We start from the raw sequence: 16,938 nt of genomic DNA, 5'->3' as shown, positions 1-16,938 counted from the left end.
GTCATCTTGCGTAATCCCGGCCTCGAGATCACGCAAGATCACCGTCATGACGATGTTATGGCGTACGCAAACCCGGCAGCAAGGCAATCATGGCACAGGGTGTATAGGACTCACTGCTGGCAATGCCTTCGTCTATGAGCTTCTTGATGGCCGGGTCGGCCTGCATCTTGTCTGCTACCTGCTGGATAGCCAGGTCATAAGTGGCCTGAACGGTGTTGGCAGGCAGGATATCCAGGTCGCCGCTATAGCGCGACTCCCCGGTGTAGCTGGCAATGGCCTTGCCAGCGCCGGTGTATACCGTGGCCTTGATCGTGCCGTAGAAATTACGCATGTGCGGGTTGTAGAACATTTTCGGCTGCACCCAGAGCAATACATTACCGGTCACGCCAGCCTCGCACACGACGGTTTCACCCAGCTTGGCACTCAAGGTCTTAGTCAGCACCGGCTCGACCAATGGCCCCTGGGCGAACCAGTAATCCTTCATGAAATGCCAGAGCTTGATCTCGTTGGTATATTCATAGGGACTGATATACACCACGACCTTGCTGGTCGGCTGTTGCGCCTCCGCATGTGCCAGGTTGGCTGCCAGCAGCAACGCCGCCAGCCCCAGAACTCGTTTTTTCATTGCATTATCCTCAAGTAGTCATTTTTTATTGTAGGTAATACGATACACCAAACCTGCCCGGTCATCCGAGACATACAGCGCTCCATCCGGCCCGGTAATCACGTCCACGGGACGCCCCCAGGCACTGTTGCGGGTTTGCCAGCCGGTGACGAAATCCTCCACCGCCACAGGCTTGTCATCCTTGAAGCGGATGCGCACCAGCTTGTAGCCGTACGGCTCGACACGGTTCCAGGAACCATGTAAGGCCACAATCGCATCCTGCTTGTATTCAGCCGGGAAATCCGTCTTGTCGAGGAAGGTAATGCCGATAGGCGTGGAATGCGCGCGCAGTGTAATGGCAGGCGGTTGTGTCGTTGCGCAGAAGCCGGGCTTGCCAGGGAAATTCGGGTCAGTGAAGCGGTTGCCCCAGCAATGCGGCCAACCATAATGCTTGCCGGGCTCGATATGGTTGATATGCTCCGGCGGCAGTTCGTCATTCATGGCGCCGCCCTTGGTCTCGGAACGCATGTCAGCCCCGTTGTTGGTGGCATAGAAATCGCCGGTGCCAGGATGCCAGGCCAAGCCTTGCGAGTTACGCAGGCCCGAGGCCCATACGGCACCCCTGGCGCCGCTCACGCTGCCGTCAGGAGCACCTGCGGGCTTGCCGTCAATCGTGTACCGCAGAATGGTGGCTCGTAGCGGGTCTTTTTCCACACAGACGTTGCAACTGGAGCCGACGTTGAGGTAAAGGTGATTATCCGGCCCCAGCTTGATCGTCTTGAGCGTGTGGCCGCCGGTGGGCAGGCCGCTGATGAGCGGCGTCAATTTGCGGGCAGGCCATTTGCCATCCTTGGTTTCAACACGCACCACGCCATCCTGGTTGGCAACCAGCATGATATCACCCACGAATACCAAGCTATTTGGCGCATTCAGCCCGTCCACTGCGGTCACGACCTCGTCCGCTACGCCATCATGGTTACGGTCTGGCAACATATAAACCGTATCATCGACGCTGCTGGCAAGATAAAGATTGCCGTCCGGGCCAAACGCCATGAAACGCGGGCCACGGAAATAGTCGCCCTTGGCAGGGTTGAGCTTAGCAAAGGTATTGATCTTGAACCCTGGTGGCAGCTTCAGGCTGCTGGCAATATCCTCCGGCGCCTTGCTGACTGCTGCCACTGTGGTGCATGCCATCAGCGCAGCGCTGGCAACCATCGCAGGCAACACATTGACCGGCAACCTCGATTTCCACATAAGCTCCCCCATTTCAAATTAAGACGGATGACCAGATATTACGAGCCTGGGATTGAATATAGGTTCCCTGATGGGGGAGTAGATATGCAAATGCCGGAACAAGTCCGGCATTGCAAAACCGTGAAAGGCATTTCTCATGCCTGACCCGAATAACACAGGAATAAACCTTAGATCAATGGCACTTTTCTTCCTGGCAGCCGTCATTCTTGGCGCCAGCCGCAGTCAGAAACTCCACCATGTCAGTACGGCCTTCATCCTTCAAGGCGCGAATGATGGAAACATTACCGCGCAACTTCGCATTCACATCAGCGCCATGGTCGATCAGGTATTTGACGACTTCCTTGTTGCCCTGATAGGCAGCCAGGTGCAATGCGGTCATCTTGGTGATCGGGTGCTTGTAGTTCACGTCCGCGCCATTCTCGACGAAAAACTTGACCACTTTCAGCTGGCCCTTGTTGGCAGCAATCTCCAGTCCAGTCCAGGCAAAAAACAATTCATTCACGGCATAGGGGTTATTGAAGTACTTCTTCACCACCTTCAGGTCGCCTTTGCCAATGGCATCGGTGTATTCCACCTGAGGATCCTCGGCATGCGCCATAACAGCCCAGCCCAGCACCAACGTTGCCAGGATAACTTTCAACATCTTTTTCATGCTACTTCTCCATAGTAATCATCATTAATTTTAAGTGTGCTTATTATTGTTAAGACTGCAGGGTAAGATGGCACGCCATCTTTGCCCGACTAGCCTAACGCACATCTTGCATCGTTGCTGACCGCTTAGCCGATAAACCTCCTGGCGTTGCGGAACATACGAATCCATGGGCCATCTTCACCCCAGCCATCAGGATGCCATGAATGCTGCACTGCACGGAAAACCCGTTCAGGATGAGGCATCATAATACTGAAACGGCCATCAGGGGTAGTCAGGCCGGTAATCCCCTGAGGCGAGCCATTCGGATTGAATGGATAAACCTCGGTAGAAACCCCGCTGTTATCGACATAGCGCAAGGTCACCAAGCTTCCTGCCAAGACGCGCTGTTGTGCAGCCTCATCGGCAAATTCGGCATAGCCTTCACCATGCGCCACGGCAATCGGCATGCGGCTTCCCTCCATGCCATTGAAGAACAGCGAAGGCGACTCCATCACCTCCACCATGGCCACCCGCGCCTCGAATTGCTCGGAGCGGTTACGCACGAAATGCGGCCAGTTTTCAGCGCCGGGAATAATGCTGTGCAGATTGCTCATCATCTGGCAGCCGTTACAGACGCCTAAGGCAAATGAGTCGTTGCGCTGGAAGAAAGCCGAGAATTCCTCCCGTGCACGCTGGTTGAACAGGATGGACTTGGCCCAGCCCTCGCCCGCGCCCAGCACGTCACCGTAGGAAAAGCCGCCACAGGCGACAAAACCTGCAAAATCCTTAAGGCTGACGCGGCCGCTGATGATGTCGCTCATATGCACGTCATGCGCCTGGAAACCAGCACGATCAAACGCCGCCGCCATTTCCACCTGGCCGTTGACGCCCTGCTCGCGCAGGATAGCCATCTTGGGCTTGATGCCGCTGGTGATGTAAGGCGCCGAGATATTCTCAGCCGGGTCGAAGCTCAGCTTGGCGTGCAAGCCGACATCTTTTTCATCCAGGATGCGGTCGTATTCCTGTTGCGCGCATTGCGGATTGTCGCGCAGTTTCTGCATCTGGTAAGTCGTCTCGGACCAGGCACGGTGCAAGGCCACGCGGCTTTCGGCAAAGACTACGCGGCCATCCTGGTGGATGCGGATATCGCCATGATCGGCAGGCGTGCCAATCACGTGCACCAACCCGCCCAGTTGCGGCTTGAGTTCGGCCACAATCGCATCCGCTTCAGTTGCGCGCACTTGCAGCACTGCGCCCAGCTCCTCGTTATAGAGCGCGGCTACGGCATCCTCGCCCAGGCTGGTAATATCAATATCCAGGCCACAACGCCCGGCAAACGCCATTTCCACCACGGTGGAGAACAGGCCGCCGTCGGAACGGTCATGATAGGCAAGCAATTTTCCTTCACGGTTGAGCTTCTGCACACTGTCGAAGAATGCCTTGAGGCTGGTGGCATCATCAACGTCAGGCGCTACATTGCCCACCGCGCCATAGACCTGTGCCAGCGCGGAACCGCCCAGACGGTTCTTGCCTGCACCCAGATCGATTAACAACAACTTGGTATCGCCCAGGTCTGTGCGCAATTGCGGTGTCAGTGTTTTGCGCGCATCCGGCGTGGGTGCGAAGGCAGTCACTACCAGTGAGATGGGGGAAGTAACGGCTTTTTTCTCTCCGCCCTCATCCCACACGGTTTTCATGGACATGGAATCCTTGCCCACCGGAATGCTGATGCCCAGGGCCGGGCAAAGCTCCATGCCGACCGCCTTGACAGTATCAAACAAGGCCGCATCCTCGCCCGGATGCCCGGCCGGGGCCATCCAGTTGGCAGAGAGCTTCAGTTCGCTGATGTCGTCAACCAGGCTGGCGGCAATATTGGTAATGGATTCCCCAATTGCCATGCGGCCTGAGGCAGGACCGTCAATCAGCGCCAGCGGCGCCTTCTCGCCTATGGCAAAAGCCTCGCCGCGATAGGTTTCATAGCCTGCCAGCGTCACTGCCACATCCGCCACAGGCACTTGCCATGGCCCTACCATCTGGTCGCGCGCAACCAGGCCGGTCACACTGCGGTCGCCAATGGTAATCAGGAAGGTCTTGTCAGCCACCCCAGGCAAGCGCAATACGCGCTCTGCCGCTTGCCGCAAGTCGATTTTCGAGTGGTCGAACCCTGCCAGCTCCCGTGTGACATGTTTTACATCGCGTGTCATCTTGGGCGGCTTACCCAGCAATACCGAAAGCTCCATATCCACCGGGTTGTTGTTGAAATGGCTGTCCGCTACGGTCAGGCGCCGCTCTTCGGTCGCCTTCCCCACCACGGCAAACGGGCAGCGCTCGCGCTCGCAAATCTCGGCAATCAGCGGCAAGTCCTCCTTGCGCACGGCCATCACATAACGTTCTTGTGCCTCGTTGCTCCAGATTTCACGCGGAGCCATGCCCGGCTCTTCATTGTGCACGTCGCGCAGCTGGAACCTGGCGCCAACGCCAGCATCGTTCACCAGCTCGGGAAAGGCATTGGAAATACCGCCAGCACCCACGTCATGGATACTAAGGATGGGATTCTTGTCGCCCAACTGCCAGCAGCGGTCGATCACCTCCTGCGCACGGCGCTCCAGCTCCGGGTTGCCGCGCTGGACCGAATCAAAATCCAGGTTCTCGGTATTGGCACCAGTATCCATACTCGACGCCGCCCCGCCGCCCAGGCCGATCAGCATGGCGGGGCCGCCCAGTTGGATCAGGGCGGCACCCGGCGGAATCGGGTTCTTCTTAGAGTGCTTGGCAGAGATATTGCCCACGCCGCCCGCCAACATGATGGGCTTGTGGTAGCCGCGGATTTCATCCGCAGCCTCGATTTCAAGGGTGCGGAAATAACCCGCGATATTAGGACGGCCAAATTCATTGTTGTAGGCAGCGCCGCCCAATGGGCCATCCACCATGATCTGCAATGGCGAGGCGATACGCGCAGGCTTGCCGTTATCCTGCTCCCACGGTTGCTTGAAACCGGGGATATTGAGGTTGGAAACTGAAAAGCCGGTGAGGCCGGCCTTGGGCTTGGAGCCTGAGCCAGTCGCACCCTCATCGCGGATTTCGCCGCCGGCACCGGTAGCAGCGCCGGCAAACGGCGAAATCGCGGTAGGATGGTTATGGGTTTCCACTTTCATGAGGAAATGCATATCCTCCTCGACAAAACCATAGCTGCCGTCGGTCTGCGGATAAAAACGCCTGGTTTTCTCGCCTTGCACAATAGAGGCATTGTCAGAGTAAGCCACCACGGTCTTGCCTGGATTGAGCTTGTGCGTGTTGCGTATCATGCCGAACAGCGATTGCGCCTGTTCTACGCCATCAATCACCCAGTCCGCATTAAAAATCTTGTGCCTACAGTGCTCCGAATTGGCCTGGGCGAACATCATCAACTCGACATCGGTCGGATTGCGGCCCATGCGCTGGAAATTTTCCACCAGGTAATCCACCTCGTCAGGCGACAAGGCCAGGCCCATCTCTGAATTGGCGGCATCCAATGCCGCCTTGCCGCCACCCAGGATATCGACGCTGGACAGGGGCGCGGGCTCGGCTGTGTGATACAGCTTTTGCGCGTCAGCCAGGTCCGCAAATACAGATTCGGTCATACGGTCGTGAATCAGCGGACGCAAAGCGAGTTTTTCCGCATCTGTCAGCGGACTACCATCGGCAGTCGTTGCATAATAGGCCACGCCGCGCTCCAGGCGCTGTATGGCTTCCAACCCACAGTGTCGCGCAATATCCGTAGCGCGAGACGACCATGGCGAAATTGTCCCTGGACGTGGAGTCACCAAGAACAGTTCGCCTGCCGGGATTTCCTCATCCAGCCGCGGGCCGTAAGTCAAGATCTGCCTAAGCGTCTGCTCCTGGGCTTCAGTCAGGGCTACGTCAGACCAGGCAAAGTGCCAGAATTCAGCATACAGGTGGCTAATGCGCGGCGCGGCAATTTTCAGTGCGCTGAGGATTTTTTCAAGACGGAAAGGAGATAAAGCGGCACTGCCACGAAAACTGATCATTTGGCTGGACATGAAGAAATTCAAAGTGTTGGCAAAAGTGGAATTTTACCAGAATATGCCTGCGCCTATCCTTTCATGCTCTGGTAAAAATCGGAATACTCACTTTTTTACTTGATGATTTTCTCCATGCTTGCCCAACGTCCTAAAGACGTCAAAATCATCCCGCTTTTTGAAGAAAAATAATGTAATCAACCAATCTCACGTTCGGCAATTTTTCTAAAATGTTTCCTGTCTTTACATTTTGCAGTTTCGCTATAATCTCCTACTCTTGATAGGCCTATTACCCACTAGATGCTGCAACTTGATGTCAAAACCCTTTATTTCGTCCTCGGGCTGCTAGCCACCACCACAGGGATGGTGCTGGTAGCGCTGTCCCTGACAGGCCGTTTTGATCGCTGGCTGCAATACTGGGGAATCAGCAATCTGGCGACAGGAGGCGGCATTCTGCTACTCACGTTCCGTGACCTGATCCCGAACTTTTACAGCATCGTGATGGCCAACATGCTCGCCATCCTCGGCTACTTTCTCTTGATGACCACCACACACCACCTGCAACAAAGGCAGATATCATGGAAACCACATGCATTGTTCCTGGGGTTGCTGGGTGTGTTGCTCATGCTGCTGCAGGATTCAAACCATTACTATACCGAACGCACTATCCTGACCGCCATCGCCTGCGGCTTCTATGCCATCAACATAGCAAAGATTACGAGAAATATTGCGCAGGAAGAGGATATAAGCGCGGCCTATCTGGTTTCAGGAATATTTACCTTCGTCGCCCTCTCTTTCGGCCTGCGTATCCTGGCAGGGCTGACTGACCAGTTAGGGGGTGACACGATATTTGCGCCCGGCGGCATGAATATGTGGATGATTCTCCTGGCAGCGACTATCGCGCCATTGTGGAATATGTCGATGCTGCTCATGATCATGGAACGCATCAACCGCAACTGGATCGGGCGTGCATTGCGCGACCCGCTGACCGCTGCTCTCAACCGGGCGGGATTGAATGCCGCCGTCGAAAACAATGCGCTACGCCGCCGCTCTGATACCCACGCCACAACATCGTTGCTGCTAGTGGATATTGATCACTTCAAGCAGGTCAATGACAAGCTTGGCCATGCCTATGGCGACCAATTGCTGCGCAGTTTCGCCGACATGGTGCACACCCAGTTGCGCGGCTCGGACCTGTTTGCACGCCAGGGTGGGGATGAATTCGTGATTATCTTGCCAGGAAGCGGCGAGAAGCAAGGCTATGAAGTAGCTGAACGGTTGCAAAAAGCTTTTGCCCATGCGGCAACCAAGCTCAAAAATACTGACATCATGCCAACGCTGAGCATAGGCATAGCTGTCACGCAATCCGATACCCTGCCGCATTCACTGCAAAAGCTTATTGAACAGGCTGATGCAGCGCTTTATCAATCCAAACACAGCGGCCGTAACCGGGTGACATCGGTACAGCCGGCGTAACAAACCTAAGTATTATTGATCAATCTACTGCACTCTCCAGAGCCAGAAAGCCAGCGCTACGGCTGCAACAGTCAGCACCAGAACAATACGAGAAAGCCTGGCTACACGTCGGCGGTTATCCTCGATCTTGGCCACTAACAGGGCATTCTGGTCTGCCAGGTTCTTGATCAGCTGGGAAGATTCAAACATTTGCCTGTGCAACTCCTCTACCCTGCCTTCGAGCGCCTGGATGCGAGCATCCTTGTCCTCATCGCTTTTAAGTTCGTCATAAGGCACATCATAAATTGGCGGTACCTGTACCGGCTTGCCTGAGACTGCCTGCCAGAACTTTCTAGCACCATCCGCGATGTCCGGCGCACGCCGTATAACCTCGACCCAAGGGACACTTTTCAAAACGACGGCTAACCAGGGTGCTGCCATACTTGTTCCTTTCAAATTCGATATTGGGGCTTAGCATATGACATTGATGCCTGTGCCTCGGCAAATTCGCTCTTGCCTGATGTGAAAATTCTAATGCCCAAGCGTTTTGGAAAACAGGTTCATGACAATCACCCCTGCAACAATCAACGCCATCCCCATCATCGCGGCAAAATCCAGCTTTTGCCCATACAACACGGCAGCGACTACCGAGATCAATATAATCCCCAGGCCAGACCAGATCGCATAGGCCACACCCACGGGAATGGTGCGCAAGGTAAGGGAGAGGAAATAGAATGCCAGCAGATACCCTACCACCACCAAAATACTAGGCACCGGCCTAGTAAACCCTTCACTGGCGTTAAGCGCTGAAGTCGCAATCACTTCACTGAGAATTGCAATGGAAAGATAAATCCAGTTTTGCATCATATTGACCATCAAACAAAATCAGGATTCTAAACGCTGGAGGCCAAACCTGCAGGTGGGACTCAAAAAAGACAAATGCATTTGGTAAAGAAAGTTTAAATCACTCGCAGGAAACCGTGATAAAACTCAAGCGGTTGCCATCGGGATCGACCATGAGCATATTGCGCACAGTAGGGCCAAGATCATTGCCGGGAGGTTCGGTGATGTGTAGCCCCTGTTGCTGAAACTCAAGGTGCACCGCATCGACATCCGGCACATAAAAATGTACCAGCCCGCCAAATGCGCAATCACCAGTATGCTCGGTTAGGAATATCTGCATTTCCTCACGGGCAATGGCAGCAAATGTAGGGAATCCAGGCTCAAACTGGTGCGTCCACAATTCACGAAACCCCAGTTTTTCATAGTAGGGCTTGCTCAAGGCATATGAAGCGACCCGCACGGCGGGGATGACATTCTGAGTAATTTTCATGCTCCCTCCTTCTCAACATTAAGCACTATTCACGCATGCCGATAATGGCATCATACAGAGCAGGAAATTCAGAAAAGCCATCCTGCGCCATAAAATGACCACCTTTTTCAAACAGCTCCCACTCTGCCCGCAGCTTTTCCGCCAAACGCAATGAATAGGGATAAGGCACAATATTGTCATCCTGTGCTGCCATGACAATACGCTTGGGCACCAAGCGGATAATATGTTCTGAGTCCAATGGCACAGCAGTGAATACGTCAAGTGCTGGTAAGAAGCTGAGAGGTTCGGCAAAACCCGATACCAATATCATGCCCCCCGCAGGCTGTTGCTGCTCCTCAAGATAGCGCAATAAGGTAATACAACCCAGGCTATGGCCGATGAAATAAGTATGTTGATCCTGACCAGTGATATTGGCGCGTAGGTGATCGAGCCAAACGCCAAGGTCAGGGGTGCTGGACTCGGGCAACGCTAATACGTCAACCTTGAAATCCTGGCTTTCCAGTGCTTGCTTCACCCATGGGAACCAGTGACTCTGCGGTGACGCTTGGTATCCATGGATGATATAGACAGCATTCTTTTGCATGTTTCTCCCCCAAACTTTATGTTGGGTTAGAACATATTCTGTGGTTTAGTTCTCCGCGTTACTCATGCAACTGTCCATCAACCCACTTACTTAACCGCGCCGAACACTTTTTTCAGCAGACTGCTGGCCTGTCCCATCGGATCCTGGCGAATGGCTTTTTCTTCTTCCGCCATCATGAGGTAGACACCATCCAATGTTTTCTGCGTCACATATTGCTCAAGATTGGCCTGGTCTTTATTCACTAGGCCATACTTGCTGCCCATTTCAGCAAACCGGTTATATTGCTGCGCAAGGTTGACGTTTTCAGTCGCCTTTTTCACGATAGGCAGGAATTTCTCCGCCATGGGAGTTGAGGTGGTCTTGCGGAAATACTGGGTAGCTGAATCCTGGCCGCCAGTCAGGATATCCTTGGCATCCTGCACGCTCATTTGCTTGACCGAGTTGACCAGCAAGGCCTTGGCCTCAGGCACGGCAGCTTCCGCAGCCTGGTTCATCTTCAGTACCAGCTCATCCGCCTGCTTGCCCATGCCGAACATGCGCATGGCTTTTTCTGCCTTTTGCATGGATTCGGGCAAGGGAATCTTGACTTGGGGGTTGTTGAGGAATCCGCCAGCCTGTCCCAATTGGCTTACCGCGCGCTCAGCCCCTTGTGTCAATGCCTGCTTCAGCCCCTGGCTGGCATCGGTATTACTGATATCGCTCAACCCGAGGGCTGATGCATGGCTAGCAAACAGGGCAAAGCCAAGAGCGGTGACAAACTGGCGCATGATTCCTCCAAACAAAATGCTGAAAACAATATGGGCTTATTCTACCCGCATTGCAGGACTCATGCGCAGCTTGCCTGCCTAATGTTGCACAGGCTTTACATGCCAGATTTTATCGACATATTCCCCTATGGTGCGATCGCTGGAAAATTTACCCACGCGTGCCACATTCAGGATAGCGCGGCGGCTCCACTCTTCCTTGTCCTTGTATAGCTGGCCTACGGCGTCCTGCGTTTCAATATAGCTCGCATAATCTGCCAGCAGGAGATAATGATCGCCATTGTTGAGCAGAGTCTCGCCGATAGCCTGGTAGCGCTCCGGCTCATCGACGGAGAAGAAACCGTTGATGATCATATCAATCACCTGTTTCAACTCGGGGTTGCCATGGTAATAATCCCAGGGGTTGTAATGATTGGCCTTGACCTCGGCCACCTCCTGGGTAGTAAGGCCGAAGATAAAGATATTGGCCTCTCCCACCTCCTCACGGATTTCCACATTGGCACCGTCCAGCGTGCCTATGGTCAACGCACCATTCAACGCCATTTTCATGTTGCCTGTGCCTGACGCCTCGGTACCTGCAGTGGATATCTGCTCGGAAAGATCACTTCCTGGGAACAACAGTTCGGCTGCCGACACTTCATAATTGGGATAGAACGCCACCTTGATCTTGTCGCCCACCGCAGGGTCTTCATTGACGATGGATGCGACATCATTGATCAAGCGGACGATAAGCTTGGCCAGCCAGTAGCCTGGCGCGGCCTTGCCTCCGAATATAAACACCCTGGGCGTCACATCCTTGAGTTGTCCGCTGCGGATGCGGTTATATAGCGTGATGATATGCAGCACATTGAGCAATTGGCGCTTGTATTCATGAATACGCTTGATCTGTACATCAAACAATGCAGCCGGATTGAGCCGCACCCCGGTCAACTGCTCAATGCGGCGCGCCAACCGCTGCTTGTTGGCATGCTTGATTTCACGGAAGGTCTTGCGGAAATCAGCATCATCGGCAAGCGGCTCCAAAGCCCGCAGCTTGTTGAGATCATGATGAAACTCCTTGCCGATCACTGCCTCGAGCAAATGGGTCAGGCCTGGATTGCATTGATTCAACCAGCGGCGCGGCGTGATGCCGTTGGTGATATTGATGAAGCGGCCTGGGAAAATACGGTTGAAATCCGCGAACAAGGTGGTGCGCAACAATTCGCTATGCAAGGCAGCCACCCCATTCACGGTATGGCTGCCAATAACCGCCAGATGTGCCATGCGCACGCGGCGGCCATGCTCCTCATCAATAATGGACACCCTGGTGAGCAGGTCTGTTTCTCCCGGGAACTTGTGGTTCACCATTTGCAGGAACTCATGATTGATGCGGTAAATAATGCCCAGGTGGCGTGGCAACAGCTTGTTGAACATATCCACCGACCAGGTCTCCAGCGCCTCAGGCATCAGCGTATGATTGGTATAGGCAAACACCCGCTCACTGATTCTCCAGGCCTTGTTCCAGGCCAAGTGATGTACATCCACCAGTTGATACATGAGCTCGGCCACTGCAATTGCGGGATGCGTGTCATTAAGCTGAATCGCCACCTTGTCAGGCAATACATTCCAGTCATCGTGCTTGGCCAGGAAACGGCGCAGGATATCCTGGATGGAGGCCGATACGAAGAAATATTGCTGTTTCAGGCGCAGCTCGCGGCCCAGTACCGAAGTATCATTCGGGTATAGCACCTTGGAGATGTTCTCATAGGCGTTACGCTCCTCAACAGCCTTCTCGTAATTGCCGTCATTGAAATGGGCCAGATCAAACTCGCGTGCCGCCTTGGCCGACCATAAGCGCAAGGTATTCACGGTTTCCGTATCGTATCCAGGCACCGGCATGTCATAAGCAATTGCCAGAACACTCTCAGCGTCCACCCAGTGATATTCGGTACCTTTTAGGGTCGGGAACTCGATGACTTTGCCATAGAACTTGACGGGATAATGGCTTTCCGGGCGCTGGAATTCCCAGAGATTGCCGTAGCGCAGCCAGTTGTCGGGATTCTCCACCTGCTGGCCCTGGCTGATGGACTGGCGGAACATGCCGTATTCATAACGGATACCATAGCCGGTGCCGGGAATATCCAAGCTGGCCATGGAATCCAGGAAGCATGCCGCCAGACGCCCAAGGCCCCCATTGCCCAGCGCAGCATCGTTTTCCAGCTCGACCACGTCTTCAAGCTTATGGCCCAGCGCCTTCAACCCCTCCTGCACTTCATCCTCAATGCCCAGATTCAGTGCAGCATTCTGCAACATGCGCCCGATCAGGAACTCCAGTGACAGGTAATACACCCGCTTTGGGTCTTGTGCATTGTAAGCCTCCGCGGTCTTCACCCAGCGTTCCACCACATGGTCGCGCACAGTGTGGCCAGCGGCTACATACCAGTCACGCTGTGTGGATGCCTCACTGGTCTTGAATGCGGAGAATATCAGGTGATTCTGTAATGCCTGGGCAATCGGAGTTTTTTCGGTCGTAATCACAGGTGTAGTGACTTTGGGCTTTTTGGATTCTTTTGCAGCAGTCATTGGCGTATTTCCATGTGAGTTTACAAAATGCCACCCGTTGGCTTGAGTATAAAACCGTCATATTGAATGGCGAACATGAAATTCTTGCGAAGCTTGGTATTAATATATGCCAGCAAAAATCAGGCCATTGCCAAACCAATGCAACGCGAAGAGTAAAGTGTTATACGGCGCCTACAGGTGAACTCTTTTACAAGACTACAGCAGTGCAAAAAAGTTGAACAGAACATAGCGGCAAGCATTCAGCACCATTTTTTAAAATGCAGGAAAATGGTCCATCAGAAAAGAAAAAAACCGGGAACTCCCGGCTTTTTGCTGCAAATCATCAGTAAAAATTATTTTGGCGTAGGGTCGCTGACAAACCCCAGCTTCTGTACACCAGCATTTTGTGCGTAGGCCATCACCTCAGCCAGCACCTGGTAACGTGTTTCCTTATCGGCACGGATATGCAGCTCTGGTTGGGGCTCCCTATCACCGACCTCGTGCAGTTTCACATTCATCTCTTCCAGTGTCACCACTTCGTCATTCCAGTATATGGCACCTGCATTATCAATCGCCACATCGATGATATCCGGCTTTTCCGGCGATGGCTGGCTGGTTGCCTGCGGCAAATCGATCTTGACCGCATGCGTCAACAAGGGGGCGGTAATGATGAAGATCACCAGCAAAACCAACATCACATCCACAAGCGGTGTGGTGTTGATCTCTGACATGGGGCGGGAGTTACCCTCCCCGCCTCCGACTCCACCGCCCGTGATCATGCTGTCACCTCTTTCAGCTTGGCACCAGTGCGCACTGCCGCTGCTCCCGCTGTGGTCTTACTGCTGGGATTCAGCGGTGCGCCAGTGGTCAACAGGATATGCAAATCATTGGCAAAGCCTTCCACCTCACCCAGGATCACGCGGTTGCGGCGCACCAGCGCGTTGTATGCCAATACCGCAGGAATCGCCACTGCCAGGCCCAGCGCCGTCATGATCAACGCCTCACCCACAGGGCCGGCTACCTTGTCCAGGGTTGCCTGGCCACTTTGACTGATGCTAGCCAGGGCATGGTAAATACCCCAAACCGTACCAAACAAGCCGACAAACGGTGCCACGCTGCCAACCGACGCCAGCATGGTCAGGCCGTAATCCATACGCTCGCTTTCAGCGGAAATCTGGCGGCGCATTGCGCGGGCAATGAACTCATCCTTGTTACAGGCCTCTTCCACATTGCTTGCAACATGCGTCTGGTGATGCTCTGCCGCATCTATTGCCTGATTGGCCACACGGGAAACCAGGGTTTCGCCACTATTGTGACGCAATGCCGCTTCAAGCGAAGGCGCTTGCCAGAAATGGTTGCTGTATTCGCGGTTGGCGCTGCGAATGGTCAACGCCTGGTAAAACTTGACTACCATGAGATACCAGCTTGCCACCGACATAAACACGAGCACAACTGCAACCAGGATGGAAACTGGACCACCGTCCAGAATGAAGTCCAAACTGTTAAATTCGTATGCATTTTCCATATTGCACTAATCCTATATATAAAAAGTATGACTAACCTGGTTGAACTTGCTAATCCGCAATGGTGAACCGAACCGGAGCGATTACGGATACCTTCATCGGCTTGTTATTACGCTTGTACGGATTGAACCGGGATTTCTTGGCGGCCTCTATGGCAGCCTTGTCCAGTCGCTCAGAACCACTGCTGGTTTCAATCTGGATAGTCTCGGGTATTCCGGCTTCAGAAATCAGCATTCGCAACATCACTACGCCCTGCTCCCCTAACCGTCGCGACATGGCAGGATATACAGGCAGTTCCTGATGCAGGTACGACACGCCGCTGATCGGAACCTCGGGAATGGGCTGCTCTTTGGGCTCAGGCGGCTTGACTGGCTCAATTCGCTCAGCCACGACAGGCACATCGTTTACCGGCGCCTGTGATGGAGCCTGCTTGATATCTTGCGGCTGTGGCTCGGAAATCTCTTCCGTTACCTCCTGCACCGGCTCCTCAGGCTGCGGCGCCTCTATTGGCACCGGCTTATCCACTACTTTTGGCTTGGGTTTCGGCTTAGGCTTGGGTTCAGGAGGCTTAGGCTGCGGCTGAGGTTCCGGCTCGGTAATCGCGACTTCAGGGATAGGCTCTGGACTTTGCACCAAACTCACCATGATGGGTGGTGCTGCATCTTCCTGATGCGGTTCCCTGGTAGAGGCAACGATCAAGGCAGTAAAAACGGCAGCATGGATTACTACAGTAGCAACCAATGCCTTGGCAGAAAAATCATGCGTGTCTTGTTCGCGGGAAACCCGTTTTGGAACTAAACTGCGAGTTGGTTTTTGACTCAATTGCCCCTCAACATATTGCTTTCCTGAAAGGCGTGCAAGCGAAGACTCAATGGACATTTTTGATGCTGGTAGTAAATTGGCTGTGAGATTTATTTGCGCTATATATTGCCAGTCGGGCAGCCGCTTCCTGAATCATTTCAGCAAGTGAATTGAATGCATGTTCCTCCAGCCTCAAGCTCAATGCGCCGACTTCAACTTCCGCAACATTACATTCTTCACAGTACAGCACCCTGCATCCATCGCCTCCAGCAAGGACTACACGCCTACAATTGTTTGCTGTTTTCATCGTTATCCCGCTCGTTGTTTGACTTCTACGCATGGTATGCAGTCAATATTGACGCAAGGCCAGCTTGCCCTACGCAAGAGCGAAAAATGATAACTATTCTCATATATACAGTCAAGAATAATACGCATTCTAGCAGCTAATTAAACGCGATTCTTATTATTTTTAGCATATGCATCCGCTCGACACCCCAAGCATGTCAGTACAAAAAAAAAGGCCGCATATGCGGCCTTTTCGATGCTGTCAGGATTACAGACGGTTAGCGTAGTACTCAACAACCTGTTGTACATCAACAGGGAATGGTACATCTTCCGCTGCTGGCAGGTGTGCTACCTTGGCTTGCTGGCCCTGCTCAGCCCAGGATATCCATTCTGGACGGGTCAAAGGCAGGTTAGCCAATGTTTCAATCACGATAGGCAGCTTGGTGCTGTTGGATTTCAGGGAGATTTCATCACCCACGCGCAGGCGGATGGATGGAATGTTCACGGACTTGCCGTTCAGCAGGACATGGCGGTGTGAAACCAGTTGGCGCGCCGCGGCGATAGTAGGTGCAAAACCTGCACGGAACACAACGTTGTCGAGACGGCGTTCCAGCAGTTGCAAAAGCGTTTCGCCAGTAGGGGACTTGCCCTTACGTGCATCCACCACCAGGCGGCGCAATTGCTTTTCGGACAGGCCATAGTTGAAACGCAGCTTTTGCTTTTCTTGCAGCTTGACACCGAAATCGGACTTCTTGCGGCGAGTAGCCTTGGCACCGTGCTGACCCGGAGGGGTAGGACGTGCTTCAATGCTCTTGCGTGACAAGCCAGGCAGATCAATACCAAGTGCGCGCATTACTTTAAGACGGGGGCCGGTAAATCTAGACATACTTTAAAACTCCTTTAATTGGTTTGATCAGGCTGGCCTGATAAATATTTTCCTGCATCTGCACTGCCAGGGCGTTAACCCAAGCCTGAAGATGGATAGCTTAGACGCTATCACCATGCAATTGCATGGCATACCTGCAAACTACTCAGATCCCATTGTGGCCGAAAAACACCTAACCACAATCGAGAAGCCGCGGATTATACAATAAAAAACCGGCATTGACCAAACTGGCGATCAATACCGGTTTTTCAGGTGATTT

Annotated in this window: 16 protein-coding genes; 1 reads left to right on the top strand and 15 read right to left on the bottom strand. The window is 53.5% G+C overall.

Features of this window, described 5'->3' with window-relative positions; all coding sequences use genetic code 11:
- Positions 1–55 precede the first annotated feature (55 nt).
- The 4 genes from LG198_RS13260 to purL all read right to left on the bottom strand — a co-directional run bounded on the left by LG198_RS13260 (position 56) and on the right by purL (position 6,529).
- Positions 56–625, bottom strand: a complete 570-nt coding sequence (locus LG198_RS13260) for a hypothetical protein (RefSeq protein WP_230343656.1) — start codon at positions 623–625, stop codon at positions 56–58.
- A gap of 18 nt (positions 626–643) precedes the next feature.
- A complete protein-coding gene (locus LG198_RS13255) occupies positions 644–1,858 on the bottom strand; it encodes a PQQ-dependent sugar dehydrogenase (RefSeq protein ID WP_230343655.1) in 1,215 nt (404 codons plus the stop codon).
- A gap of 172 nt (positions 1,859–2,030) precedes the next feature.
- Positions 2,031–2,510 carry an ankyrin repeat domain-containing protein gene (locus tag LG198_RS13250; protein WP_230343654.1) on the bottom strand — a complete coding sequence of 160 codons (480 nt, stop codon included), beginning with the start codon at positions 2,508–2,510 and terminating at the stop codon, positions 2,031–2,033.
- Positions 2,511–2,635: 125 nt separating this feature from the next.
- The gene (gene purL, locus LG198_RS13245; RefSeq protein WP_230343653.1) at positions 2,636–6,529 is read right to left on the bottom strand and encodes a phosphoribosylformylglycinamidine synthase; all 3,894 of its coding nucleotides are present in this window, start codon (positions 6,527–6,529) and stop codon (positions 2,636–2,638) included.
- Positions 6,530–6,808: 279 nt separating this feature from the next.
- Here purL and LG198_RS13240 point away from each other — a divergent pair, with 279 nt between their 5' ends.
- Positions 6,809–7,984: a GGDEF domain-containing protein gene (locus LG198_RS13240; RefSeq protein ID WP_230343652.1), complete on the top strand. Its 1,176-nt coding sequence runs from the start codon at positions 6,809–6,811 to the stop codon at positions 7,982–7,984.
- Positions 7,985–8,008: 24 nt separating this feature from the next.
- Here the strand turns inward: LG198_RS13240 and LG198_RS13235 are convergent, their stop codons facing one another.
- From LG198_RS13235 to rpsD, 11 genes are all read right to left on the bottom strand, one after another.
- Positions 8,009–8,404 carry a hypothetical protein gene (locus LG198_RS13235; RefSeq protein WP_230343651.1) on the bottom strand — a complete coding sequence of 132 codons (396 nt, stop codon included), beginning with the start codon at positions 8,402–8,404 and terminating at the stop codon, positions 8,009–8,011.
- 90 nt (positions 8,405–8,494) lie between these two features.
- Positions 8,495–8,827, bottom strand: a complete 333-nt coding sequence (locus LG198_RS13230; protein ID WP_230343822.1) for a DMT family transporter — start codon at positions 8,825–8,827, stop codon at positions 8,495–8,497.
- Between the two features lie 100 nt (positions 8,828–8,927).
- The gene (locus tag LG198_RS13225) at positions 8,928–9,296 is read right to left on the bottom strand and encodes a glyoxalase superfamily protein (RefSeq protein ID WP_230343650.1); all 369 of its coding nucleotides are present in this window, start codon (positions 9,294–9,296) and stop codon (positions 8,928–8,930) included.
- 25 nt (positions 9,297–9,321) lie between these two features.
- Positions 9,322–9,879, bottom strand: coding sequence for an RBBP9/YdeN family alpha/beta hydrolase (locus LG198_RS13220; protein WP_230343649.1), 558 nt, complete (start codon positions 9,877–9,879; stop codon positions 9,322–9,324).
- An 86-nt stretch (positions 9,880–9,965) separates the two neighbouring features.
- Positions 9,966–10,646 carry a DUF4197 domain-containing protein gene (locus LG198_RS13215; protein ID WP_230343648.1) on the bottom strand — a complete coding sequence of 227 codons (681 nt, stop codon included), beginning with the start codon at positions 10,644–10,646 and terminating at the stop codon, positions 9,966–9,968.
- Positions 10,647–10,724: 78 nt separating this feature from the next.
- On the bottom strand, positions 10,725–13,205 hold the full coding sequence (locus LG198_RS13210; RefSeq protein WP_230343647.1) for a glycogen/starch/alpha-glucan phosphorylase: 2,481 nt from the start codon (positions 13,203–13,205) through the stop codon (positions 10,725–10,727).
- Positions 13,206–13,537: 332 nt separating this feature from the next.
- Positions 13,538–13,963 carry an ExbD/TolR family protein gene (locus tag LG198_RS13205; RefSeq protein ID WP_230343646.1) on the bottom strand — a complete coding sequence of 142 codons (426 nt, stop codon included), beginning with the start codon at positions 13,961–13,963 and terminating at the stop codon, positions 13,538–13,540.
- Positions 13,960–14,709, bottom strand: a complete 750-nt coding sequence (locus LG198_RS13200) for a MotA/TolQ/ExbB proton channel family protein (RefSeq protein WP_230343645.1) — start codon at positions 14,707–14,709, stop codon at positions 13,960–13,962. The genes LG198_RS13205 and LG198_RS13200 overlap by 4 nt, the downstream gene beginning before the upstream one ends.
- A 49-nt stretch (positions 14,710–14,758) precedes the next feature.
- Entirely contained in the window at positions 14,759–15,586 is an 828-nt protein-coding gene (locus LG198_RS13195) for an energy transducer TonB (RefSeq protein WP_230343644.1), read from the bottom strand.
- Entirely contained in the window at positions 15,576–15,815 is a 240-nt protein-coding gene (locus LG198_RS13190; protein WP_230343643.1) for a hypothetical protein, read from the bottom strand. Before LG198_RS13190 ends, LG198_RS13195 begins: the two co-directional genes overlap by 11 nt.
- Positions 15,816–16,061: 246 nt before the next feature.
- On the bottom strand, positions 16,062–16,679 hold the full coding sequence (gene rpsD, locus LG198_RS13185; protein WP_230343642.1) for a 30S ribosomal protein S4: 618 nt from the start codon (positions 16,677–16,679) through the stop codon (positions 16,062–16,064).
- Positions 16,680–16,938: the final 259 nt, after the last annotated feature.

The organism is Methylobacillus arboreus, from assembly GCF_020532725.1.
GTDB lineage: Bacteria > Pseudomonadota > Gammaproteobacteria > Burkholderiales > Methylophilaceae > Methylobacillus > Methylobacillus arboreus.
This window is presented reverse-complemented; position numbering and strand designations above follow the sequence as displayed.